This is a genomic window from Pedobacter suwonensis (genome assembly GCF_007833675.1).
GTDB classification, from domain to species: domain Bacteria; phylum Bacteroidota; class Bacteroidia; order Sphingobacteriales; family Sphingobacteriaceae; genus Pedobacter; species Pedobacter suwonensis.
Genome location: NZ_CP031708.1, coordinates 4,390,128 through 4,415,519, shown reverse-complemented (window position 1 = coordinate 4,415,519; position 25,392 = coordinate 4,390,128). Strand labels below are relative to the sequence as shown.

At 40.0% G+C, this 25,392-nt stretch carries 24 protein-coding genes and 1 tRNA gene; 17 read left to right on the top strand and 8 right to left on the bottom strand.

Features of this window, described 5'->3' with window-relative positions; translation table 11 throughout:
• The first annotated feature begins 188 nt into the window (after nt 1–188).
• From ilvD to DV942_RS18205, 15 genes are all read left to right on the top strand, one after another.
• Nucleotides 189–1,871 (top strand): dihydroxy-acid dehydratase, encoded by a 1,683-nt coding sequence (ilvD, locus tag DV942_RS18275; RefSeq protein WP_145859951.1) that lies wholly within the window; start codon nt 189–191, stop codon nt 1,869–1,871.
• 45 nt (nt 1,872–1,916) lie between these two features.
• On the top strand, nt 1,917–2,477 hold the full coding sequence (locus tag DV942_RS18270; protein ID WP_145859949.1) for an ORF6N domain-containing protein: 561 nt from the start codon (nt 1,917–1,919) through the stop codon (nt 2,475–2,477).
• 21 nt (nt 2,478–2,498) lie between these two features.
• On the top strand, nt 2,499–4,250 hold the full coding sequence (gene ilvB / locus DV942_RS18265) for a biosynthetic-type acetolactate synthase large subunit (RefSeq protein WP_145859947.1): 1,752 nt from the start codon (nt 2,499–2,501) through the stop codon (nt 4,248–4,250).
• Nucleotides 4,251–4,385: 135 nt separating this feature from the next.
• The gene (gene ilvN / locus DV942_RS18260) at nt 4,386–5,024 is read left to right on the top strand and encodes an acetolactate synthase small subunit (protein WP_090984907.1); all 639 of its coding nucleotides are present in this window, start codon (nt 4,386–4,388) and stop codon (nt 5,022–5,024) included.
• A gap of 115 nt (nt 5,025–5,139) precedes the next feature.
• Nucleotides 5,140–5,517, top strand: coding sequence for a glyoxalase superfamily protein (locus tag DV942_RS18255; RefSeq protein WP_145859945.1), 378 nt, complete (start codon nt 5,140–5,142; stop codon nt 5,515–5,517).
• Nucleotides 5,518–5,524: 7 nt separating this feature from the next.
• Nucleotides 5,525–5,986 (top strand): DinB family protein, encoded by a 462-nt coding sequence (locus DV942_RS18250; protein ID WP_134204776.1) that lies wholly within the window; start codon nt 5,525–5,527, stop codon nt 5,984–5,986.
• 134 nt (nt 5,987–6,120) lie between these two features.
• A complete protein-coding gene (gene ilvC / locus DV942_RS18245) occupies nt 6,121–7,602 on the top strand; it encodes a ketol-acid reductoisomerase (RefSeq protein ID WP_134204775.1) in 1,482 nt (493 codons plus the stop codon).
• 56 nt (nt 7,603–7,658) lie between these two features.
• Nucleotides 7,659–9,071: a 3-isopropylmalate dehydratase large subunit gene (gene leuC / locus DV942_RS18240; RefSeq protein ID WP_090984915.1), complete on the top strand. Its 1,413-nt coding sequence runs from the start codon at nt 7,659–7,661 to the stop codon at nt 9,069–9,071.
• 59 nt (nt 9,072–9,130) lie between these two features.
• On the top strand, nt 9,131–9,433 hold the full coding sequence (locus DV942_RS18235; protein ID WP_134204773.1) for an antibiotic biosynthesis monooxygenase family protein: 303 nt from the start codon (nt 9,131–9,133) through the stop codon (nt 9,431–9,433).
• A 121-nt stretch (nt 9,434–9,554) separates the two neighbouring features.
• Nucleotides 9,555–10,139 carry a 3-isopropylmalate dehydratase small subunit gene (gene leuD, locus DV942_RS18230; RefSeq protein ID WP_090984919.1) on the top strand — a complete coding sequence of 195 codons (585 nt, stop codon included), beginning with the start codon at nt 9,555–9,557 and terminating at the stop codon, nt 10,137–10,139.
• On the top strand, nt 10,139–11,602 hold the full coding sequence (locus DV942_RS18225) for an ATP-binding cassette domain-containing protein (RefSeq protein ID WP_145859943.1): 1,464 nt from the start codon (nt 10,139–10,141) through the stop codon (nt 11,600–11,602). Before leuD ends, DV942_RS18225 begins: the two co-directional genes overlap by 1 nt.
• Before the next feature lie 141 nt (nt 11,603–11,743).
• Nucleotides 11,744–12,835, top strand: coding sequence for a 3-isopropylmalate dehydrogenase (gene leuB / locus DV942_RS18220; protein WP_145859941.1), 1,092 nt, complete (start codon nt 11,744–11,746; stop codon nt 12,833–12,835).
• Between the two features lie 10 nt (nt 12,836–12,845).
• Nucleotides 12,846–14,006, top strand: coding sequence for a 2-isopropylmalate synthase (locus DV942_RS18215; RefSeq protein WP_090984923.1), 1,161 nt, complete (start codon nt 12,846–12,848; stop codon nt 14,004–14,006).
• 350 nt (nt 14,007–14,356) lie between these two features.
• Nucleotides 14,357–15,607, top strand: a complete 1,251-nt coding sequence (gene ilvA / locus DV942_RS18210; protein WP_090984925.1) for a threonine ammonia-lyase IlvA — start codon at nt 14,357–14,359, stop codon at nt 15,605–15,607.
• A 333-nt stretch (nt 15,608–15,940) separates the two neighbouring features.
• Nucleotides 15,941–16,291 carry a cupin domain-containing protein gene (locus tag DV942_RS18205; RefSeq protein WP_145859939.1) on the top strand — a complete coding sequence of 117 codons (351 nt, stop codon included), beginning with the start codon at nt 15,941–15,943 and terminating at the stop codon, nt 16,289–16,291.
• A gap of 63 nt (nt 16,292–16,354) precedes the next feature.
• On the opposite strand, the gene DV942_RS18200 is transcribed toward DV942_RS18205, so the two are convergent.
• Nucleotides 16,355–16,915, bottom strand: a complete 561-nt coding sequence (locus DV942_RS18200) for a DUF4230 domain-containing protein (protein WP_145859937.1) — start codon at nt 16,913–16,915, stop codon at nt 16,355–16,357.
• A gap of 134 nt (nt 16,916–17,049) precedes the next feature.
• On the opposite strand from DV942_RS18200, the gene DV942_RS18195 reads away from it, so the two are divergent.
• Complete coding sequence (locus tag DV942_RS18195; protein WP_145859935.1) at nt 17,050–17,463, top strand: hypothetical protein; 414 nt, start codon at nt 17,050–17,052, stop codon at nt 17,461–17,463.
• Between the two features lie 119 nt (nt 17,464–17,582).
• On the opposite strand, the gene DV942_RS18190 is transcribed toward DV942_RS18195, so the two are convergent.
• The 6 genes from DV942_RS18190 to DV942_RS18170 form a co-directional block, all read right to left on the bottom strand.
• Complete coding sequence (locus DV942_RS18190) at nt 17,583–18,473, bottom strand: ABC transporter ATP-binding protein (RefSeq protein WP_244950737.1); 891 nt, start codon at nt 18,471–18,473, stop codon at nt 17,583–17,585.
• Entirely contained in the window at nt 18,425–18,574 is a 150-nt protein-coding gene (locus tag DV942_RS23880) for a hypothetical protein (protein WP_244950736.1), read from the bottom strand. Before DV942_RS23880 ends, DV942_RS18190 begins: the two co-directional genes overlap by 49 nt.
• Nucleotides 18,575–18,937: 363 nt before the next feature.
• Nucleotides 18,938–19,732: an outer membrane beta-barrel protein gene (locus tag DV942_RS18185; protein WP_145859933.1), complete on the bottom strand. Its 795-nt coding sequence runs from the start codon at nt 19,730–19,732 to the stop codon at nt 18,938–18,940.
• A gap of 93 nt (nt 19,733–19,825) precedes the next feature.
• Nucleotides 19,826–20,578, bottom strand: a complete 753-nt coding sequence (locus tag DV942_RS18180; protein WP_145859931.1) for a hypothetical protein — start codon at nt 20,576–20,578, stop codon at nt 19,826–19,828.
• Nucleotides 20,559–21,128 (bottom strand): RNA polymerase sigma factor, encoded by a 570-nt coding sequence (locus tag DV942_RS18175; RefSeq protein WP_145859929.1) that lies wholly within the window; start codon nt 21,126–21,128, stop codon nt 20,559–20,561. Before DV942_RS18175 ends, DV942_RS18180 begins: the two co-directional genes overlap by 20 nt.
• A gap of 402 nt (nt 21,129–21,530) precedes the next feature.
• Complete coding sequence (locus DV942_RS18170) at nt 21,531–22,688, bottom strand: hypothetical protein (RefSeq protein ID WP_145859927.1); 1,158 nt, start codon at nt 22,686–22,688, stop codon at nt 21,531–21,533.
• Between the two features lie 536 nt (nt 22,689–23,224).
• Here DV942_RS18170 and DV942_RS18165 point away from each other — a divergent pair.
• The gene (locus DV942_RS18165) at nt 23,225–25,105 is read left to right on the top strand and encodes a glycoside hydrolase family 97 catalytic domain-containing protein (protein ID WP_450091358.1); all 1,881 of its coding nucleotides are present in this window, start codon (nt 23,225–23,227) and stop codon (nt 25,103–25,105) included.
• Nucleotides 25,106–25,206: 101 nt separating this feature from the next.
• Here DV942_RS18165 and DV942_RS18160 read toward each other — a convergent pair.
• Nucleotides 25,207–25,283: transfer RNA gene (locus DV942_RS18160), tRNA-Ala, on the bottom strand.
• Between the last annotated feature and the right edge of the window lie 109 nt (nt 25,284–25,392).

Below are 25,392 nucleotides of genomic sequence, written 5' to 3'. Positions count from 1 at the left end.
GTCGACGACATGAATATAAATACAAACATTATTAGCAACCTTATTATTGTCATTTCTAAAAAAAGAGGTGGAAATCGTTGCGTATAATATAAAAATATACCCTTATCGAAACCGCCTCCTAAAAGAGGCGGTTTTTTTTTTGCCTCAAAAGAATACAACTAACAGAACCAGAATATACATTTTAAACAATGAGCGAATTAAACAAGTACAGTAAAACATTTACACAAGATCCAACACAACCTGCTGCTCAGGCAATGCTTTACGGCATCGGTTTAACCGATGCGGATATGGCTAAAGCGCAGGTAGGTATTGCAAGTATGGGCTATGATGGTAACACCTGCAACATGCATTTGAACGACCTTGCAAAAGAGGTCAAAGCAGGGGTCTGGAAAAATGATTTAGTGGGCTTGGTTTTTAATACCATTGGTGTAAGTGACGGAATGAGCAACGGTACGGATGGTATGCGCTACTCATTGGTTAGCCGCGATGTAATTGCCGATAGTATCGAAACCATTTGCGGCGGACAGTATTATGATGGCATCATTTCCATTCCTGGCTGCGATAAAAATATGCCGGGCGCCATCATGGCCATGGCGCGGTTAAATCGCCCGTCTATTATGGTTTACGGTGGTACAATTGCTCCAGGCCATTATAAAGGTGAAGAATTAAATATTGTTTCGGCATTCGAGGCACTAGGACAAAAAATCTGCGGTAATCTTTCTGATGAAGATTATCAGGGAATCATCAAACATACTTGCCCGGGTGCAGGCGCTTGCGGCGGCATGTATACCGCCAATACCATGGCTTCAGCAATTGAGGCTTTAGGTATGAGTTTACCTTATTCTTCTTCAAATCCGGCCACAAGCCCGGAGAAAAAGCAAGAATGTTCAGATGCAGGTAAATACATTAGGATTTTACTGGAGAAAGATATCAAACCATCTGATATCATGACCAGAAAAGCATTCGAAAATGCCATCCGTTCCATTATCATTTTAGGTGGAAGTACCAATGCGGTATTGCACTTTATCGCTATGGGTAAGGCTATCGGTGTAGAAATTACACAGGATGATTTCCAGCGGATGAGTGATGTAACACCGGTACTGGCCGATTTTAAACCTAGCGGAAAATATTTAATGCAGGATTTACACCAATATGGCGGTATCCCTGCGGTATTAAAATATTTGCTGAATGAAGGTCTGCTCCATGGCGATTGTTTAACCGTTACCGGTAAAACAGTGGCTGAGAATCTTGCTGATGTGAAATCGATTATGGATTACGACCAGAAAATCGTTCAAAAATTAAGTGAACCGATCAAAGCAACCGGCCACCTGCAGATTCTTTATGGAAACCTGGCCGAAAAAGGTTCGGTAGCTAAAATAAGCGGTAAAGAAGGCGAAAAATTTGAAGGTCCGGCACGGGTTTTTGATGGAGAACACGATTTAATTGCCGGTATCTCGAGCGGCCGTGTAAAACCTGGCGATGTCATCGTAATAAAAAACGCTGGTCCGGTTGGTGCTCCAGGCATGCCAGAAATGTTAAAGCCAACCTCAGCCATTATCGGCGCAGGCCTGGGTAAATCGGTAGCTTTAATTACCGATGGGCGTTTCTCTGGTGGCACACATGGTTTCGTGGTTGGCCACATTACACCTGAATCTTACAAAGGCGGCTTAATCGGCCTGGTCGAAGATGAAGACCCGATTTTAATCGATGCTGTAAATAACATCATCAACCTGCAGGTTAGCGATGAAATAATTGCTGAACGTAGAAAAAAATATGTACAGCCAGAATTGAAAGTTACAAAAGGTGTACTATATAAATATGCAAAAACAGTTTCAGACGCAGCAAGTGGTTGCGTAACTGACGAATATTAAATCAAAAATCATCCCTGGATTAATTGATTACTAAAAAAACAGATTATGCAAATAATTAAAAGTATTCAGAATAGGATTTATGAAATCCGGGGAGAAAGAGTCATGCTCGATTTTGATCTGGCAGCACTTTATGAAGTTGAAACAAGGGTATTAAATCAAGCTGTGAAACGAAATATTAAGCGTTTCCCTGAAGATTTTATGTTTCAGCTCGCAAAACATGAGTTTGAAGGCATAATGGCTCAAATTGAAAACTTGAATCGGGGTATGTCATCACAATTTGTGATGACATACCCAACTAAAAGACCAAATTCTGCATTGCCATTTGCTTTTACCGAACAGGGTGTAGCCATGCTAAGTGGAGTTTTAAAGAGCGATAAAGCCATTAACATGAACATCGCCATTATGAGGGCTTTCGTTGATGTCCGTAAAATATTGCTGAAACAAAGCAACATTAATGAACAATTAACTGAAATTAAAGAACGGATTAGGGAACATGATGTTCAGCTGAACGAACTTTATGATGCTATGGAAAACTTAATTGACGAGAAAATTGCTCAATTCAAGTGGAAAGACAGGGAAAGAATAGGGTTTAAAATTAAAGAATAATAGAACCGCAAAAACATAACTATGGAAACTGCACAAGAAACAATGCAACAAACCGAGACGAAAGCAGAAACCTCAAAAACCTTATTCAAAGGTACGGGCTCTCAGGTATTGTTGAATGGATTAATTGAAGAAGGTGTTACCACCATTTTCGGTTATCCTGGAGGAGCAATCATGCCTATTTATGATGCTCTTTATGATTATGCCGATAAATTAGAACATATATTGGTTCGCCATGAGCAAGGTGGTATACACGCCGCACAGGGTTTTGCACGTGCAAGCGGCAAAGTAGGTGTTTGTTTTGCCACCAGCGGACCCGGCGCAACCAACCTGGTTACTGGCCTGGCTGATGCACAAATTGACAGTACGCCATTGGTATGTATTACAGGTCAGGTATTTGCCCATTTATTGGGAACAGATGCTTTCCAGGAAACCGACGTAATTAACATTACTACACCGGTTACCAAATGGAACTATCAGGTTACCGATGCCAAAGAAATTCAGGAGGTTTTGGCCAAAGCCTTTTACATTGCTAAAAGTGGCAGACCAGGTCCGGTTTTAATTGACATTACCAAAAATGCACAGTTACAGCTTGAGGAATTCCCCGAATACGTAAAATGCAACCATATCCGCAGTTATCGCCCAAAACCAAAAGTTAGGGTTGAATATATTGAGCAGGCCGCCGAATTGATTAATGCCGCTAAAAAACCTTTTGTATTGTTTGGTCAAGGCGTAATTTTAGGCAAGGCCGAAAAAGAATTTAAAGCCTTTATCGAAAAAGCAGGCATCCCTTCTGCCTGGACCATCATGGGCGAAAGCGCCATCCCAACTGCTCACCCTTTAAATGTAGGTATGTTGGGTATGCATGGTAATTACGGTCCGAATGTGTTAACCAACGAAGCGGATGTAATTATCGCCATCGGTATGCGATTTGATGACCGCGTAACCGGCCGTTTAGATAAATATGCCAAACAGGCCAAAATTGTACATTTAGACATCGATCCTGCTGAAATTGATAAAAACGTTAAAGCTGAAGTAGGTGTTTGGGGCGATTGTAAGGAAACTTTACCGCTATTAACCAATTTGGTTAATGAAAACAAACATGAAGATTGGTTAGCTAAGTTCAGACAATACAACCAACAGGAAATAGACCAAGTAATTACACCAGAACTTTATCCTGCTGGCGATGAAATGACCATGGGCGAAGTATTACGCAACATCAACGAAATCTGTGGTGGTGAAGCCGTAATTGTTACCGATGTTGGCCAGCATCAAATGGTAGCTTGCCGTTACGCAACATTCAACAATAGCCGCAGCAATATCACTTCTGGTGGTTTAGGAACCATGGGTTTTGGTTTACCGGCGGCAATCGGCGCTAAATACGGTGCTCCTGAAAAAACGGTTATTGCTATTATTGGTGACGGGGGTTTTCAAATGACTCCTCAGGAATTAGGTACGATTATGCAATTCGGTGCTGCAGTAAAAATCCTGATCCTGAATAACCGTTTCTTGGGAATGGTTCGTCAATGGCAGCAGCTATTTCATGATAAACGTTACTCTTTTGTTAACATCACCAGCCCTGATTTTGTAGCACTGGCTAAATCTTATTACATCGAGGCAGCCAAAGTTGACGAACGCGCAAACCTCAGAGCAGCATTGGAAACCATGATCAACCACGAAGGCTCTTACTTACTTGAAGTAATGGTTGGCAGAGAAAACAATGTTTTCCCAATGGTTCCACAGGGAATGAGCGTAAGCGAAATCAGGTTAAAATAAGTTGAAAGGTAAAAGCTCAAAGACAAAAGCAAACGCATTCGTCATCTCGACTGAAGCGCAGCGAAATGGAGAGATCTCTTTTAACAACAGATTTCTCCAAAAGGTCGAAATGACGAATAGATAAAAGAAATTATCATGAGTACTGAAAATACATTAGAACATAAAACAACAAAAGCCGACTTTGACGGTAAGCAGGAATATACCATTACGGTTTACGCTGAAAACCGCATCGGTTTATTAAACAGGATTGCGATTATTTTCTCGAAAAGAAAAATTAACATCGAAAGCCTTAACACCTCCCCTTCTGAAATTGATGGCATCCACCGTTTCAACATTGTGATACAGGAAAGCTACGAAGTAGTAAGGAAACTGGCACGCCAAATTGAAAAGCAGATCGAAGTACTGAAAGTTTATTTTAATACCAATGATGAGATCATCTGGCAGGAACTGGCACTTTATAAGGTTTCTACCGATGAGATTGCGGAAAAAGTAACTGTTGAGCGTTTATTAAGGCAATATGGCGCAAGTGCGGTGGTGATCCGTAAAGATTATACTGTTTTCGCAGTAACTGGTCACCGAGAAGAAACGGATGCATTGGTAAAAGCTTTAGAACCTTATGAACTGATTGAATTTGTTCGCTCAGCAAGAGTTGCCATTATTAAAGACAGCGCAGGTTTCCATGAAAAGTTAAAAGAATTTGAAGCCTTTGAACCTGGGGAAGAACTGGTAGAAAACGAATTTTTGGATAAAGGAGAGAAAATTTTTACCATGTAGCCAACAACAAATCCGTCATTGCGAGGAGGAACGACGTAGCAATCTTATAGACCAGTTCAAATAGATTGCTTCGGCTCACAGCAATTCAGCCTTGCAATGACGAAAAAACAAAAACATGAAATGCAATAGAGCCATACCAGTTTTAAGAATATTCGATTACGATAAAGCTATTGAGTTTTATGTGGACTGGCTTGGCTTTAAAATAGACTGGAAACATACTTTCGAAGAAAATGCTCCGGTTTATATGCAGATTTCACTCAATGGTATCGAATTACATCTAACTCAGCATCATGGCGACTGTTCTCCAGGTGCAAGTGTTTTTGTAGATTGTACAGGGCTGAAAGAATTTCATAAAAGCATTATTGATAAAAAATATAAATACAACCGCCCCGGATTGGAAAAAACATTTTACGGAACCTGGGCAGTAACCGTAAATGATCCGTTTTACAACAAAATAATCTTTAACCAAACTTTAACTGAAGCAGAAAAATAACACCAAAATGGATCAGATATTTGACTTTATTATTAACTCAAGAACGGCATTTATTAAGTTGGTTGATAGCTTAACTATCGAACAGTTGAATAAAATTCCGGATGGTTATAACAACAACATCATCTGGAACTTTGGGCACATTGTAGTAAGCACTCAGACACTTTGTTATTTCCGTACCGGTATCTGGCCTGATGCAAGTGCCGTGAAGTTTAATGAGTTTTACAAGAAAGATACAAAACCAACTTATACGGTAATGGAAGCGGAAGTTGCCGAACTGAAAGCTATGGCTTTACTGAGTATTGAAAACATTAAAGCCGATTACGCAAAAGGAACATTTACAAACATTACCCCTTTTTTAACATCAACCTACGGTGTACAGCTGAATAGTATTGAAGAGGTCCTGATTACCACTATCGGACATGATAATGTACATTTTGGTTACGCCTCCGCGTTGAAAAAACAATTGTAGAAAGATGCTTGGACTACGCTCAGCATGACAACAACAAATAAAAATCGGTAAAGTCACTCAATCAGGGTAATCAATCCGAAAGAAAAAAAGAATATATAAAACGATAATTAAATAGAAATTAACCAATAAAAACAATGGCAAATTATTTTAACACATTACCTCTTAGAGAAAAACTAAACCAATTGGGTGTTTGCGACTTCATGGACAGTGCTGAATTTTTAGATGGCGTTAGCGCATTAAAAGGCAAAAAACTGGTAATTGTAGGTTGCGGCGCACAAGGCTTAAACCAAGGGTTAAATTTAAGAGATAGTGGTTTAGATGTAAGCTACACTTTACGTAAGGAAGCAATTGAGGGCAAACGCGATTCGTGGAAAAATGCAACTGAAAATAATTTCACCGTTGGCACTTACGAAGAACTTATCCCGAATGCGGATGTGGTGATCAACCTTACTCCAGATAAACAACACACCGCAGTTGTAAATGCAATTATGCCTTTAATGAAAGAAGGTGCCACCTTGCTATATTCTCATGGCTTCAATATCGTGGAAGAAGGCATGCAGATCCGTAAAGATCTAACGGTAATTATGGTTGCACCTAAATGCCCGGGTAGTGAGGTTAGAGCAGAATATGTTCGTGGTTTTGGTGTTCCTACTTTAATTGCAGTTCACCCTGAAAACGATCCTCAGGGAAAAGGTTTGGCGCAAGCTAAAGCATACTGTGTGGGTACAGGCGGCCATAGAGCGGGTGTTTTAAGATCATCTTTTGTAGCCGAGGTAAAATCAGATTTAATGGGTGAGCAAACCATCCTTTGCGGTTTATTACAAACCGGTTCTATTTTATCATTCGATAAAATGATAGAAAAAGGAATTGATGCAGGTTATGCTTCTAAATTGGTGCAATATGGTGTTGAGGTTATTACTGAAGCCTTAAAACAAGGTGGCATCACGGCCATGATGGACCGCTTAAGCAATGTAGCTAAAATCAAAGCCTTCGAAATTTCAGAAGAATTGAAAGATATTATGCGTCCATTGTTCCAGAAACACCAGGATGACATTATGAGCGGCGAATTTAGCCGTACCATGATGGAAGATTGGGCAAATGGTGACCAAAACTTATTAAAATGGAGAGCTGAAACCGGTGAAACTGCATTTGAAAAAACTCCGGCTGGTGATGTTAAAATCGGTGAGCAGGAATATTTCGATAACTATACATTAATGGTGGCTTTTGTTCGCGCCGGTGTTGAATTGGCTTTCGAAACCATGGTGCAGGCTGGTATCAAACCAGAGTCGGCTTACTACGAATCGTTACACGAAACACCACTTATTGCCAACACCATCGCCCGTAAAAAATTATTTGAAATGAACCGCGTAATTTCTGATACTGCTGAATACGGATGTTATCTGTTCGACCAGGCCTGCAAACCGTTATTAGGTGATTTCATGAAAAAAGTAGATACCGATTTAGTTGGTAAAAACTTTAATGAAGGTAAAGATGGTGCTGTTGATAACAGACAGCTAATTGAGGTAAACGAAGCGATCCGTTCTCATCAGGTTGAGCAAATTGGTGCAACCTTACGTAAAGCCATGACTGCTATGAAAGCCATTAAAACTGCATAATAAATTACAAACCTTACAGGTTTTAAAAACCTGTAAGGTTTATTAAACATAAAAAGATGTCAAAAACATTAGTAGAAAAAATTTGGGATGCTCACGTTGTAAAAAGTGAAGAAGGATTTCCTGATATTTTATACATTGATACACACTTAATACATGAGGTAACGTCTCCGCAGGCATTTGATGGCTTGCGCAAAAGAGGTTTACCTGTTTTCCGTCCGAAACAGACGGTAGCCACTGCCGATCATAACGTGCCTACGTTAAATCAATTACTGCCAATTAAAGAAGAGCTTTCGCGCTATCAGGTAGATATGCTCACTAAAAACTGTGCAGAATTTGGAATAGAGCTTTATGGGCTGGGCCACCCTTTTCAGGGGATTGTACATGTTATTGGTCCGGAGCTAGGCATTACTTTACCTGGTAAAACGATGGTTTGCGGCGACAGCCATACCTCAACACATGGTGCTTTTGGTGCCATTGCATTTGGTATCGGCACCTCGCAGGTAGAGCAGGTTTTCGCTACGCAATGTTTGTTGCAGTCGAAACCTAAAACCATGAAAATTGAGGTAAATGGCGAACTCGGAAAAGGTGTTGGTGCAAAAGACATTATCTTATACATCATCGCGAAGATTTCTGCTGCCGGTGGTACCGGTTATTTCATCGAATATGCAGGTTCGGCAATCGAATCGTTAAGCATGGAAGCCCGTATGACCATCTGTAACATGAGTATCGAAATGGGTGCACGTGGTGGATTGATTGCACCAGACCAAACCACTTTCGATTACATCAAAGGAAGGGAATTTGCTCCGGCTGGCGAAGAGTGGGATAAAGCCTTAGCTTACTGGAAAACTTTATATAGCGATGCTGATGCAAAATTTGATAGCGTGTTAACTTTCAACGCTGCGGATATTGCCCCTATGATTACTTATGGTACCAACCCAGGGATGGGAATGGGCATCCAGGAACATATTCCGGCAACCACAGCACAACCAGAAACCGAAAAAGTATCGTACAAAAAAGCGCTGGATTATATGGGCTTTGACGATGATTCATCATTGATCGGGAAACCTGTTGATTATGTTTTTATCGGAAGCTGTACCAACTCCCGCATAGAAGATTTACGTGAAGTTGCCAGTTTTGTTAAAGATAAACGCAAAGCGGATAACGTTACCGTTTGGATTGTTCCAGGCTCAAAACAGGTAGAACAACAGGCTAAAAACGAAGGTTTGGATAAGATTTTCGAAGCAGCCGGTTTTCAGTTACGCGAACCGGGATGCAGCGCCTGTTTAGGAATGAACGAAGATAAAATTCCGGCAGGTAAGTATTGCGTATCAACATCAAACAGAAATTTTGAAGGTAGACAAGGACAAAATGCACGCACACTATTGGCCAGCCCGCTTACAGCCGCAGCAGCAGCCGTAACCGGAAAAATTACCGATGTAAGGGAAATGTTGGAAAAGGTAGAGGGTTAAAAGGCAGAAGGTTTAAGGTACAGGCAAAATGCCTGGCTTAATCTTCGGCAAATAAATATATGATTTTAGAAGTTGCCATACTAAATGTAAAAGCCGGGTTAACGGCGGATTTTGAAAGTGCTTTTAACGAAGCGCAAAAAATCATTTCCTCAATGGAAGGTTACATTTCTCATCAGCTTCAAAAATGTGTAGAGGTAGAAAATAAATATATCCTGCTGGTAAACTGGAAAACGCTGGAGGCACACACCGAAGGTTTTAGAAGATCTGCAGCCTACCAGGATTGGAAAAAGTTATTGCATCACTTTTACGATCCTTTTCCGACAGTTGAACACTTTAGCAAAGTAGAAGCTGGTAAGGCTTAAGGTGGAAGGTAAACACATGAAGTATAAAATTACTACCATTAAGCAAAATGGCTTAAGATAAAAGATAAAAAGTGGAATTTAAGTCTCGCTACTTAATACTCCCTACTTGATACTAATTGACATGAAAAAATTCACAAAATTAACATCGGCAGTTGTGCCTTTAAATATAGAAAATATTGATACCGACCAGATTATCCCGGCAAGGTTTCTAAAAGCGACTACCCGCGAAGGTTTCGGCGAGAACCTGTTCCGCGATTGGCGTTATAATGGAGATAATACGCCTAAACCAGAGTTTGTAATGAACAATCCTACCTATAGCGGTCAGATTTTGGTTGCAGGAAAAAACTTTGGTTGTGGAAGTAGTCGCGAGCATGCAGCCTGGGCCATTCAGGATGCTGGCTTTGATGCCGTAATCAGCAGTTTTTTTGCCGATATTTTTAAAGGAAATGCGCTGAACAACGGTTTGCTACCCATACAGGTAAGCGACGCCTTCCTGGCGCAGATTTTTAAAGCAGTGGATAACAATCCAAAATCAGCCTTAGAAGTTGATTTGGAAAAACAAACCGTTACCATTGTAGAAACCGGTGCTCAGGAATCCTTCGAGATCAATCCTTACAAAAAATCATGCTTGATAAACGGTTACGATGACATCGATTTCATCTTAAACCAAAAACAATTAATTGAAGAATTTGAACAGGCCAGGTAATGGATAAACCATTCGTTTACATACAGGATTTAAATTTAGGTTACCGCAATAAAACGGTGCTAAAGAATTTGTATTGGGAAATGAATAGCGGTGAAAGCTATGCAATCGGCGGCAAAAGTGGAACAGGTAAAACAGCTTTGGCCAAAGCCATTGCCAGCCTAGTCCCTTTTCAGGGAAGCATAGAAATTAATTTTGACCAGCAGAATAAACTTCCTCAGGAAGTACTTTATGTAGAAAGCTGGTACCAGTTTAAAAACCTGGAAGGTGTAGCCAATTTTTATTATCAACAGCGGTATACCAGTTTACAGGCTAATGATACCTTGACCGTTCATGCAGAATTGGTGAATTATGGAAAAGAGAAAGGACTTCATTTCGATCGGGTTGAGCCGATTTTGGAAGCTTTGGGTTTTGCAACATTTGCCAGTTCACAATTAATCGAATTATCCAGCGGCGAACACAAAAAGTTGCAGCTGGTTAAAGCACTTTGGTTAAAACCGCAGCTGTTAATTATCGATCAACCATATACAGGTTTAGATACTGCTTCGCGGAAAAACCTAAACGCTTTATTGGATCAGGTGGCTGCGGAAGGTGTGCAATTGATCTTGATTAGTAATGACACTGAATTGCCAACTTCCATTCGTTCATTTGCAGAAATAAGAGACGGGCAGCTGCTCAAAATAGATGCATTTGAAAGTGCTGCTGTCGAAATCCACTTAAGAGAAATACCGGATTTTTTAAAAGAATCGCCCGTTTACAGTACACAGGATATTGTAAAAATGGTTAATGTAAACATCAGCTATGGTGAAAAACAGGTATTGAAAAACATTAATTGGGAAATCAAAGCAGGAGAAAAATGGCTTCTTCAAGGCCATAACGGGTCAGGGAAGTCGACCTTACTAAGCCTGATCAACGGCGATCATCCACAATCTTATGCCAACGAACTTTATTTATTCGGCAACAGACGTGGAAGCGGCGAAAGCATATGGGACATTAAACAGCATATCGGTTTAATCTCACCCGAATTTCATTGGTATTTCGATCCCACCGCTACCGTTTGGCAAAGCATTGCCTCCGGTTTTTATGATACTGTAGGTTTATTCCAGCAATTGCCTTATACTAAAAGTACACAGGTTGATGAATTGGTGGCATACTTTGGCCTTACCGAAGAAAAAAATGAATTGTTAACTGCGCTTCCACTCGGTAAACAAAGATTGGTGTTGTTGGCGCGGACAATCATAAAAAATCCGGAACTATTAATTCTGGACGAACCTTGCCAGGGTTTAGACCAGCAGCAAAGCAAACATTTTAATCAATTGGTTGATGAATTATGCAGCAATGGGATGACCTTAATTTATGTTGGCCATTTTGAATCGCAGCTGCCAACCTGCATAGAAAAAAGAATATTGTTAGAAAAAGGCGAGGTAAAAGTCGTCGAAAGTTTAAACACAGAAATATTAAGCTGATGAAAGTTAACCACAGATAATAAGGATGAACACAGATAAAAATCTAATGGTTCGTGAAAACACAAACCATGGGAGAAATCAATCTGTGTCTATCTGTGCAAATCCGTGGTAAAAACAGCAACAGCAAAAGAGGAGTCAACAATGAAGAAGAACATTTTAGTAATACCTGGAGATGGTATCGGCCCCGAGGTCACGACTTGGGGAAAAGCAGCATTAGAAAAAATTGCCGAAATTTTTGGGCATGAATTTAACTTCGAAGAAGCTTTAATGGGCCATGCGGCGATTGAAGTTACCGGCGACCCCCTGCCAGACGAAACTTTGGAAAAAGCAAGACAAAGCGATGCAATCCTTTTTGGTGCAATTGGGCATGCCAAATATGACAACGATCCAAGTTTAAAAGTCAGACCAGAACAAGGACTTTTAAAAATCCGTAAAGAACTGGGATTATTTGCCAATCTCCGCCCGATATTACTATTTGATGAACTTCTTCAGGCATCGAGCATTAAACCTGAAATTTTAAGGGGAACCGATATTTTGTTTTTCCGTGAGTTAACGGGTGACGTTTATTTTGGGGAGAAAACACGTTCTGAAGACCGGAACACGGCTTCAGATCTGATGATTTACCACCGTTACGAAGTAGAGCGTATTGCACATAAGGCTTACCAGGCTGCACAACAACGCAACAAACGTTTATGTTCGGTAGATAAAGCCAATGTTCTGGAAAGCTCACGCCTGTGGCGCGAAACCGTTCAGGAAATTGCCAAACAATATCCTGATGTGGAAACAGAGCATATGTTTATCGATAATGCAGCCATGCAGCTGATCAAAAACCCGAAAAAGTTCGATGTGGTATTAACCGCTAATTTGTTTGGTGATATTTTAACCGATGAGGCATCGCAGATTGCAGGTTCAATGGGTATGCTGGCTTCAGCTTCTGTTGGCGAAAGCACTGGTTTCTTCGAACCCATCCATGGTTCTGCTCACGATATTGCCGGTAAAGATTTAGCCAATCCGCTGGCCTCTATCCTATCGGCAGCACTGATGCTGGAAATCGGATTCGGACTGAAAGAAGAAGCTAAATTATTGGTTGATACCATCGACCAGGTATTAAAAGAAGGCTTCAGAACGCACGATATTGCCGACCAAAGCACTAACCGTTTTAAAGTTTTGGGTACCGCCGAAATGGGAAAGTTAGTATTAAAATTCTTATCACAAAAATTAATCAACTCCTAAATCAAAGATTATGATTCACGACCCTAACAAAGTTTATATTTTCGACACCACCTTACGTGATGGTGAGCAGGTTCCAGGCTGCCAGTTAGATACAAACCAAAAAATAGAAATCGCTAAATCACTTGAGCTTTTAGGTGTTGATGTGATTGAAGCAGGTTTCCCGGTATCCAGCCCCGGAGATTTTAACAGCGTAATTGAATTATCAAAGGCAGTAACCAACCCGATCATTTGTGCCTTAACACGTGCCAACAAAAATGATATCGACGTTGCTGCAGATGCGTTGCGTTACGCCAAGAGGCCGCGTATCCACACCGGGATCGGCTCTTCGGACTTCCATATCAAACATAAATTTAACAGTACCCGCGAAGAAATTTTAGAACGTGCCGTAGAAGCAGTAAGGTATTCGAAAAAATTTGTCGAAGATGTTGAATTCTATGCAGAAGATGCCGGCCGTGCCGATATCGAATTTTTAGCCAAAATGGTTGAAGCTGTGATTGCGGCGGGTGCAACCGTGGTCAACATTCCGGATACCAACGGTTATTGCCTGCCAGATCAATACGGCTCGAAGATTCTTTATTTGAAAGAGAATGTAAAAAACATCGATAAAGCCATAATCTCAGTACATTGCCACAATGATTTGGGTTTAGCTACGGCCAACTCTATCGCTGGCTTACAAAATGGTGCCCGCCAGGTGGAATGTACCATTAACGGTATTGGCGAACGTGCAGGGAATACTTCTATGGAAGAAGTGGTGATGATTTTGAAAACGCACAAAGTTCTGGGTTTAAATACCCAGATTGATGCCACCCGTTTTTACGAAATGAGCCACATGGTACGAAACCAGATGAATATGCCGGTACAACCCAATAAAGCTATTGTTGGCGGAAACGCATTTTCGCACAGTTCGGGCATCCACCAGGATGGTTTCTTAAAAAACCGCGAAAACTACGAAATTATTAAACCCGAAGATGTCGGTTTTCCTGATGCTACGATAGTATTAACTGCAAGAAGTGGTCGCCATGCCTTAAAACATCATTTAGAACGCCTAGGCCATCAATTGGAAAAAGAACACCTTGATATTGTTTACAAACAGTTTTTGGTCTTAGCCGATAGCAAACAGGGCATTAACGATACTGATTTGAACCAATTGGTCGCGCTGCACCTGGCCTAGAAGCCGAAAGTTTAGAGACAAAAGCGACAAGCGAAGGGCCTCAAGATTCAGGGTTTTGGCGTTAAGCCGATGCGTTTTAGTTTGATACACCGACCCGGCTTCCCTAAACCTGATAGCAGTGGAAATACTTTTTAATTGCGGCCAACTTCAATATAATGTCGTGCTGAGGCACGAAGCATCTGTAACCGATGGAAAACAGGTTTTTCGCTCCTCAGTACGACAGCTGTATTAAAAAGATTGAAACGAATAGCAGGGCTGTAATAACCGATGGAATACCAAGCCCTGCTTTACAAAATATAAGAGAAATTTTAAGTCTTAATACTTGATCCTCTCTACTTGATACTAAAAAAATGAATACTACAACACCACATACACTAGATTTTAAATCTGCAACAGAAAGGCTCAAAAACGTGGTAAAACGTACCCCGCTTGAGTTTAATGCCGGACTTTCTTCTTTTTACAATGCCAATATTTATCTAAAAAGAGAAGATCTGCAGATTGTACGCTCTTACAAACTGCGTGGTGCTTACAATAAAATCAGTTCGCTGCCTCAGGAACTGTTGGTAAATGGCGTAGTTTGTGCAAGTGCCGGAAACCACGCGCAGGGTGTGGCTTACTCTTGTAAAAAACTGGGCATTAAAGGTGTGATATTTATGCCTGAAATTACCCCGAAACAGAAGGTAAAACAAACCTATATGTTCGGTGGCGAAAATGTGGAAGTGGTTTTGGTTGGCGATACTTTTGACGATTGCTTAAAAGAAGCGCTTGCTTACAGTGCTGAAAAAAAGGCCACTTTTATTCCTCCTTTTGATGATGAAAAGGTAATTGAAGGACAAGCTACCGTAGGCGTAGAAATTTTTGAAGACCTGCCTGATTTAGATATGGTGGTGATGCCTGTGGGTGGCGGAGGCCTGGCATCAGGTGTAAGTGCTTACCTAAAAACTGTTAAACCCGATGTAAAACTGATTGGGGTTGAGCCACTTGGCGCCCCCTCGATGGTTACAGCAATGGAGCATGGTGGCCCCTACACATTAGATGAAATAGACCGCTTTGTGGATGGTGCGGCTGTGAAAAGGATTGGCCACATTACTTACGAATATTGTAAGGAACTGCTTGACCAGATGCATTTAATACCCGAAGGAAAAATCTGCACTACCATTTTAAAACTGTATAATGAGGACGCCATTGTGGTAGAGCCAGCTGGAGCGCTATCTATAGCTGCATTAGATCAGCTTAAAGACCAGATTACCGGTAAAACGGTAGTATGTGTTGTTAGCGGCGGAAACAATGACATAGAGCGCATGCAGGAGATTAAAGAGAAGTCTTTACTTTTCGAAGGTTTAAAACATTATTTTATTGTTCGTTTCCCACAAAGACCAGGTGCTTTAAAATTATTTGTGAACGAAGTTTTAGGACCACAGGATGATATTACCCGTTTCGAGTTTATTAAAAAAACCAACAGGGAAAATGGTCCGGCGTTGGTGGGCATTGAGCTTTCGAACAAAAATGATTACGCCAGTTTATTACAGCGTATGAAAGATTTTAAATTCGAAATTATCGAGTTAAATCAGGATCAGACTTTGTTTGAATATTTGGTCTAGCTTTTTTTTTACCGCAAAGGGTGCGAAGTTTTTCGCAGGTACGCAAAGTATAATTAATTCCTCTGTCATCCTGAGGGATAATTTATTTTATAAAAATCAACATGATTGACAGCAGCATCTAATTGAAATAAACCTCTCCGAGTATCGTCATTGCGAGAAGGCTTTTCAGCCGACGAAGCAATCTTTACAGCAAGGATCATTTTAGCGTGAAAGATTGCTTCGTCGTTCCTCCTCGCAATGACGACCTCCCTAGTGAAGTCTGTCAATGGTAGGGCAACGAAGGACAATCAAGATGTTTCGACAAGCTCAACATGCCCTATCTTAATCGAAAAAATGAACTTCAAAGATTTAACCAACAAAACCTTAATTACAGATAGCGATATCAGCTGGGAAGATTTAGGTGCTGGCGTTAGAAGAAAAATTATGGCTTATGATAACAACCTGATGTTGGTTAAAGTAGCATTTGAGAAAGATGCCATTGGTACCATTCACAGTCATCCGCATTTACAGATGAGTTATGTTGCCAAGGGCAGTTTTGAAGTAAGCATGGGTGATGATAAGAAAATCTTAAACGAAGGCGATGTTTTCTTTGCCCCATCAAATGTATTTCATGGCGTGGTCTGTTTGGAAGATGGGATATTGATTGATGTCTTTAACCCACACCGTGAAGATTTTTTAAAATAAGACCGAGGTCGGGAGTCGGAAAGTCCGAGGTTGGGTGCAACCCTAAACCTTCCGCCTTCTACCTTATTCAAAGGTAAACCTCACATTCTTGTAGCCCAAGCCCTCAATAATGGGCTTAAGCACCGTAGTAGCATTGGTTTTTGTTTGCACTAAAATGCTCGATTTTTTAACTTCGGCAGTAATTTGTCTTTCTGCGGCTTTGTATGCTTCATCTACCAAACTCGCCTCGCGAAAAAAAGCCATTTTCGTATCGTAAACACGTGAGTTTTTATGGTCGATTTTTACATAACAGATTTCGGGCTGTGGTAAATTTACTACAGCAGTGTCCGCATCAATGCTTATATCTTCTTTCGCAATTTTAGTCAGATCGATACAGCCTACCGCTTCCGCTTTGATAATCAATAAAACACTGGCTTCAGGTAAAAAATCTGTTTTGTTTTTATGTTCTAAAACGTCGCTGATCTGGTACCTTACCAGCTCCAGTTTACCTATGGCCTCAATTTTCTCCACCAAAAGCTGATGTTTGCTTTCTACAGTGGTATTGATACTAAACTTTTTGGAAATAAAAAAGTAAGCGGCGACCAAAAGGATTAACCAGGGTAAGAGTCGAAAAAAGATCTTCATATAAGGTGAATAATGAAAATTTGTAATTGGTATTTATGGTTTACTGTACAATAATTAATCCATAAATAGGCTGTTGGATTTTTTGGCAGCAGATTTGTAATATCAAAATCACACACAAATAAAAACTAATCAACATGAAAAAATTTACCATCCTAATGCTTTGCATTGCCACACTAGGTCTGGCTTCGTGCAAGAAAGAAACTGTTTATCAAGAGTTAAGGGCTAAAACTTATAATTTTACCATTAATGCTAACGAATGGCAACGCAATACCAATGGGAGCTATTCTGTAACTAGATCACTAACTGCAATCGATGGGGTAACATTGGATGATGAAGGCGTACTCGTTTATTTTGAGCACCCTAATGATCCAAATGGTGATATTCAGCTACCTTACACATTTAATTACAATGCTTTTAGCTATAAAATTTTCAATGGAGGTTTAAGGTTCGACGTTCAGGACACTAATAATTTAACAGCTACAGTCCCACCTAACTATAATACTTTAGTAAAGGTTGTGATTATTCCTTCCGATTACGCCGGAAATTAAATTTTAAAAATATTGAAAACGACTAATGTTCATTGAACATTGTCGTTTTTTTTTATCTTATTTCTAACACGAAAAAGTTATACTTATAACTTCTTCGTGTTAGAAATTATAAATCGTGATCAAAACTCCAGGTATCTGCTAATATTCAACTGAACATGGTCATTTTTTTGATGTTCTCCCCTGTTTAGCTGTAAAGCGCGTACATTCACGCCGTTTCTTTCCAACAGCAGCTCCTCATAAAAACCTTTATAGTACACATCTTTTACTTCATACCGTCTGCTGCTCCAGTTATTATTAATCTCCGCCCATTCCGGATAAAATACAACGAAATCTTTTTGCGCCTTTAAACCTATTTTTTCGGCTTCATCTCGCGCCAAAACTACCGCATTACCTAAAATTTGTGCTGTATAAATGTGTTTTGGCTGCTGGTAAATTTCAGCTGGTTTTCCCGTTTGCAAAAGTTCGCCATTGCGCAAAATCAATAGCTGATCGGCCAGAAACAAACCATCGGCCGGATCATGCGAAACCAATATCACCGTTACACCAGTTTCGGCAGCTATACGTTTGATATCAGCACGCAGCTGGTTTTTAAGCAAAGCATCAACCTGGCTGAAAGGTTCGTCTAAAAGCAGCACCTGCGTATCCGAAACCATGGCTTTAGCGATGGCCACACGTTGTTGTTCGCCTCCACTCAGTTCAATAATTTTCTTATTCTGGAGCGGTAAAATCCGTAAATGCTCCATGATGGCCAAAGTTTTTTCAGCTTTGGTTTTCAGGTCGGTATTGGATAATTGTGAGGCGATATTATCGTACACTTTCGCATAAATGTTAAGCGAGAAATCCTGTGTAACCATTTTCATCTGCTTATGGCCGGGAATCAACTGCTCATCTGGTCCCTTAACACGCTTATCTTCAAAAAAGATTTCTCCTTCATCAGTTTTCAACAAGCCATAGATGGATTTTAATAAGGTTGATTTTCCACTTCCGCTTTCGCCGATAATGGCAACCACATCACCTTTTTAATGTCGAAACTTACATTTCTGATTCCACCGGCCTGTTCTGCCTGATATTGCTTGGTTAAATTTTTAACGCTGATTAGGATATTGCTCACAGGGTAAAGATAAGAAAAAGGTGGAGGGTTTTGAGGTTGAAGGTGTAAGGTTAAAACATGTATAATTGTTAGTATTGTATTTTGATCAGTTTTTTCCCTCTTTTCCTAACGCGATCGTCACCCTGAATTTATTTCAGGGTCTTTCATGCTAAAAAGATGCTGACATAAATTCAACATGACGATCGATCTGGACTGGGCTTTTTTAAAAAACTTTTTAACAAATAATTATCGAATTCAGGCTTATAAACAAAAAATCCTGTTCCGCCTAACCGAAACAGGATCTGTTCATGTGTGTGTCAACTTTATGTTTTTTAGATTACCTCATCTAAATAGATTAATCGGTCCTCTTTAGGGATTTAGGGATTAATTTAACCCAAAAGTAATTCCGAAGCTCATATTCTTTAAGCCAGCTTGCTGTGCAGTGGTAAACATATCGTTGAAATAGTATTTGGTAAACAAACCTAAACCGCCATAACCAAACCTAACAGTACCACCGTAACGAACCGATTGAAAGTGGTAGTTATCATATTGTTTCTCTTTACCGCGTTCTTCGCTAATCTGTTTAATTTTTCCGTTTAACAAAAAGCTAACCTCCGGACCTAATACCAGGTAAAACCTTTTGCCGTTTTTGTTTTCTGCAGTACGGAATTCAAAATTTAAGGGAATGTGTACATAACTGCTCGAGAAACGGTTTTTAGAAAAATGTTCCGGCGATTCTGTATAAACAAACTCATTTGAGTTTTTTGCAATGGTAATATCTTTTCTCAAACGGATCAAAGTCCAGTCAAATCCTCCCGCTACGTAAACCTTAAAGTTTGAATTGAAACGGTATCCAAACTGTAACACATCAAAAGAGAACGTACTGGTTTTGCCACCTTTATAATCTAAAAAATCGTTATTTGGAGATAAATTGAAACTACCATTATCAATTAACCTGGAGAAACCCAAATCTACACGGGTAAAGGTAATCCCACCTACAAAACGGCCGTTTTTGGGTTGTTTATTTACGCTGTCTTTGCCGTCCCTTGTTATCTTTACAATTCCATAATCCAAATCTCTTCTATTCCTTTTGATAGAATCTTGTTGTGCAAAAGCACCAGGAGCCATAACACCGGCAAGTCCGCTTACCAAAAGTGTTGTATAAATTAGACGTTTCATATTTATGTGTTTGTTATGTTTAATGTTGTGATTTTTTAGTGCTTGTAACTGTCAACTGAAAATTGTAAACTGAAAACTGCCAACTGATAACCGCTATTTCTTCCGTTTACCAAATTTAAAAGGGCCGATATTGATGGATGACAGAGACGAATCATCATCATCAGTGCGGAACTGGATCAGTTTATCTTTTCTTTTGTCCATTTTGTTAACGATTAGGTTGACTACATCGCCCACATTACGGATGCCTTTATTACTTTGTTCATTATCGTTAACAGGCTCATCTGTTTTAACCGGAGTTGCAACAGCCGCGGTTACCGTCTCCTCTTTCGGCTGCAGAATTGCCTCTTCGATTTTTGTTTTAAGATCTTTTTTAGGTTCATCAATTTTCGCTATAACAGCTTCCTGTTTCTGCATTTCAGGTGCCGTAATCATGCTATGCGTTTCCTTCAATCCAGTCGACTTGATTTCCTTTTTAACCTTTGTTTTGGCTATAGCGTTAACTGCTTTAGGTCTAACTGGTAAAACGGGCTCAATACTTTCAACTGTTGTAACTGCCGTATCCTGGGCAATCGGTTGTTTCACCTCTGGTTTAGTTTTTTCAATTACATTATTTGCCAATTGTTTACCCTGATGGGTTGTATTTTGTTGTTGATAAATCAAAATCCCGATCGTGGCGACCAATAAAATCGCTGCAGCCGACAACCAATATACTGGTATGATTCTTTTCTTCTTCGGCACGATTTCGCTTTCTATATTGCTCCACAAATCTCTTGAAGGTGTTACTTCCGCATCAGCAAAAGTATCCTTAAATAACTGATCAAAATCCTTATCCCGTATAGGTTGCATAACCAAATCCCTCCATTTTTATAATTTCTTCTTTTAATATTGCTCTTGCTCTCGATAGTTGCGATTTGCTCGCCCCTTCTGAGATGCCTAATGTCTCGCCAATTTCTTTATGTGAGTAACCTTCAATTACATACATGTTAAAAACCATCCGGTAACCATCAGCCAGTTTTTGTATCACTTTCATCAGGTCTTGCATGCCTAAACGGCTAAAATCAAATCCGGTTGATGGTTGCTCATAAGCTTCATCTATTTCCACTACATTTAAGCTGCGTAAATTTTTACGGTAACTCTCAATAGCGGTATTTACCATCACCCGCCTAATCCAGCCTTCAAAAGAACCCTCACCCCTGTATTCCTTAATTTTCTGAAAAACTTTAATGTAACCCATCTGCAGTACATCTTCAGCTTCCATCCTATCTTTGGCGTATCGCATACAAACGGCCAACATCTTCGATGCTGTTTGCTTATAAAGCAGCTCTTGCATCTTCCGGTTGCCAGCTTTGCAGCCTTCCATCAAATCGTTTATTGTATAGCTTCGCGTCAATTTCATTGTGTGTTTGTATATAGAAGATGGCAGATTACAAACAATGGTTGCATGGAGAGAGAAAAAAAGTTAAATAAAGTTAAATTATTAATCATCAAACTGATTATCAGCAAGATAAATGATATCATATTTTTCAGGAAAGATATAGCTTTCTGATTTGGAAAGCAAAGACAGGAGCAATTTTGAAGTGTTAGTCCCGCTATCCGCTTCAAAGCCTCGGCTCGTTCCTCACCTTCGTGTTTTCCGCTGCTATCGGGTTTACGAAGCAGTGGCAATGCTTAAAATAACAAATCCCTTAGCTTTTTAAAACTATGGGTTTGAAATGGACGAACTTCAACCCTACACCTTAAACCCTCTACCTTTATCCCCTCTACCTTTATACCCTCTACTTTCCATCCTCTTCACCCTCTACCTTCCATCCTTCTTCGCCTTAAACAATTTAAAATCTTGCTTATAGGTTAAGAAAAACGAATGGTTAAACTGCAGTTGTTTATCAGTATGATCTAAATCGATATGTGGTTCGAAACGCACATCAAGGTATAAATGCGGAATCAATTCTTTTTGGTAAGCATAACGTAGTGAAACAATGTTTCTGGAACTTTGCTTTAAGCCTGGACTATATAAATTATCCGAAACTGACTCGTACAGTGGCATCCCTTTAATCGAAATAAAGTTATTGCCTTTCCAGTAAGAGGCCACTAAACTTCCCCATTTACTTTCTACCCCGGCATTTAACCATAAACCAAAACCGCCCTGATAGGCCCTTCTTTTATCGGGAGAGAAATCTTTATAAACAGCAATATAGTTATCCGTATATACCTGCTTAATATTGCCATTAATGTCTTTATGCAGTTTTATACCGGTTGCACCATTAAACATGGTCGTAATCGGGATTTCTTTCAGCACATCAATCTGTCCGCCCTGATGGAAAGCCAAAAACTGTGCAGGAATACTCAATTTCCAGTCATCATTTTTGATTAAAAAACTCTCTGTAGATAATCCACCGATAATTTCCTCTTTGGTCGGATCACCCTTATAAATCATTTTCTGCCAGGCAATCCAGGCATCTAAAGTAAATTTCTTACGCTCAACCAATAGCTGTGTACCATACTCAATCGGTGTAGTTAAAATCCTTTCAAAATCGTATAAAGGCTCAATATACCTATGCTGGATATTTCCTTCTAAGCTACCAAAAATCAAGGTAAGGTTACGCTTATGGTATTTTACACTAAACAATGGTTTGGCATCAGAAATTCCATTCCGGCCAAAATCCTTCCTGATAAAGGCACCAGCGGTAATGGCCAGGTTTGGATGTGCGTAATATACCAATTGTGGCTGTAGCTGTGTGCCATACAAGGTATAACCATCATGAAAATCATTAGTGTATTCGTAATTCCGAACGTAGTTTAAATTGTAAAAATTAAAATGAACCTCGTTTACTAAACTGCTATCGGGACGGATCCTGTTTTCGAAGGCCGATTGATTAAACTGTGCCGAGGCAATGTAAGAACTGAGCAGAAAACTTATTAAGGTTAAGGCCTTCTTCAGACCTGTTTTTAAAAACATGAGCTTGGGTTTTATGGCCCAAATTTAGAATAGTTTTTGGTTTATTTAACCGCAATTCATGCGAAGTTTACGCAGGGGAAACAAAGTGACAAATAAACCTTATTCTTTGAATTCACAGCTTTAATTCCCTATCCTTTTCTACCCATCTCCTATATGATAAGCCAGTAGCGACTATTTTTATATTCCTGCAGATTTTAGCCAAGCTTGTAAAATAAGGCGGTAATTATCAAATGTTAAACATTCAGCTGTCAACAAATAAAAATTATTCTTTCTGCTTTTTAACAAATTTCTAATATGTCGGATTTGTATAAAAAAAAGTCCATTTGTGCCATTTTTTTATACCTCCCATAAATTAGCTTTGTATCAGCGGATTAAAGCCATACAACTAATTGTGTTTGACTATAGCTTGCCAAATAACTAACTAAATATATGAATATAAGAAGCAGTGAAATCAATTCTTCCTGAGATCCCCGGATTGCGGCGCATACCTTTTGTCCATTATATTTTCCAAAATCAACAAGGTTTAAATAGCCTTGATGATTATTAGCATTATGAATAAAATTAAACATTTAAAGTTAAATTGCTTAGCAATTGCTTTTTTCGCATTTAGTGTAAACGCTGTTTTTGCACAAATAGCTCGTAGAGCAGAAACACTTAAATCGCCTGATGGCAAACTCCTTATTTCTTTCAATTTTTCAGACTTAAAACATGTCTCGTATGCATTTACCGCATACGGGAAAACGTTGATCGGGCCATCGGCATTAGGTTTGGATAGTTTAAACCAAATAGGATTTATCCAGGCAAGCCATCGTTCCGTGAATACTGTATGGAAACCTATATGGGGAAAACGGACTATCGTGCCCGACCAGTTTAATGAAATTACAATTGAGTTAAAAGCCTATAAAATAGTTGCACGGGCATATAATAATGGTTTTGCCATTAAATACCAGTTACCTGCCGGAAGCCGCAGATCCAGGGATTTAACGCAATTTAATTTCAGCGGAGATTACACTGCATGGTTTTACAACGGAGAACTGCACAATATCGGGCCGGAAAAATTAACGGAGGTGGACGGGAAGCGTTTACCAGTAATGACGGTAAAAGCTGATGATCATGATTACATGGCCGTACATGAGGCAGATTTAGAACAGGGTGAGCCGCTAATACTGGAATCGAAAAAAGGTTCAAAAAACTTTACAATTGCTTCAAAGGCTAATGCTGCCTGGCGGGTTGTAATGTATGGACGTACACCAGGAGAATTGGTAGACTCACATATGATAGAGCTATTAAGTCCGCCACCAGCAAAAAACATTGACTTTTCATGGGTAAAGCCAGGGGTTGCCGTATGGGATTGGCGAATTAATGGAGCTAAAGTTGATAACTTCGAGTATAAAATGTCGCTGCCATCATGGAAACGGATGGTTGATTTCGCGGCGCAAAGCAGTATGCGTTACCTGATGCTGGATGCTGATTGGTACGGACCAGAATTTGCAGAGGGCTCTGATCCGGTTAAAGGGGGTAAGGTAGCTCAGGTACATGAAATCATAACATACGCCAAAACCAAAGGAATTGGTATCTGGCTATATATTAATGATGTGGGCGGGCGTAAATATCCAATTGAGCAAACTTTGAAACAATATAGTGATTGGGGAGCAGCAGGGATAAAATATGGTTTTATGATTGGTGATCCGGAAGACAAAAATATAAGGACCAGGCTTATTACAGAACTGTGTGCTAAATACCATTTGTTATGCGATTTTCATGATGGCCCTGTTCATCCCTATGGACAGATGCGTACCTGGCCAAATGCACTCGCCCGCGAATACGGCCCTGCCCAGCTGGATGCACATCGCGTGGTTGCCCCTAAAACATTTGTAACAGAAGTATTTGTTAACATGCTTGCCGGCCCGATTGACATGAACAATGGATTGGCAGACCTTACCCAGGCTGGCCGTGTGGACGAACCATCACCCGTACCCTCTACTTTGGTTGGCGAAGCAGCGCGTACATTGATCATGTTTTCAGGTGTTACGGTAATCCCTGATATTCCTGAAAATTACAAGAAACATCCGGAAATACTAGAATTTTATGCTTCTGAAAAGATGCCATGGCGGGAAAGCAAAACCATTAGTGGTGTTATTGGAGAGTATATTTCGATGGCCAGGCAATCAGCCGACGGAACGTGGCTGGTTGGTGCAGCCACTAACGAAGAACCCCGCGATCTGGAAATTCCGTTATCGTTCTTAAGTAAAGGCAACTACCGGGCAACTGTTATTCAGGACAGTAAAGATTCTGATTATCGCACGCATAAAGAAGGTTATACCTCGAAAGAATTGAACGTTACATCTGGCACTAAAGTTCGGGTAAAACTTGCTCCAGGTGGTGGTGCCTGTATTATTCTGAAAAAGACGAATTAACCTGAATATTAAGGTATCAATTACATGATTTAAAGCGAATGCTAACGACTCTCACCGTATAAACAAAAAACCTTTCAGGTTTCTGAAAGGTCTTTTTATAGTGGTGGAGAATACCGGATTCGAACCGGTCACCTCTTGCCTGCCAGGCAAGCGCTCTAGCCAAATGAGCTAATCCCCCAATTTTATATCCAATGGTAAATTAACTACACATTGAAAAACAAGCTTCCGGCCTGGGCTGCAAAAATAGCAAATACTTTCTCGAATGCAAATGATAATTTAAATTTTAA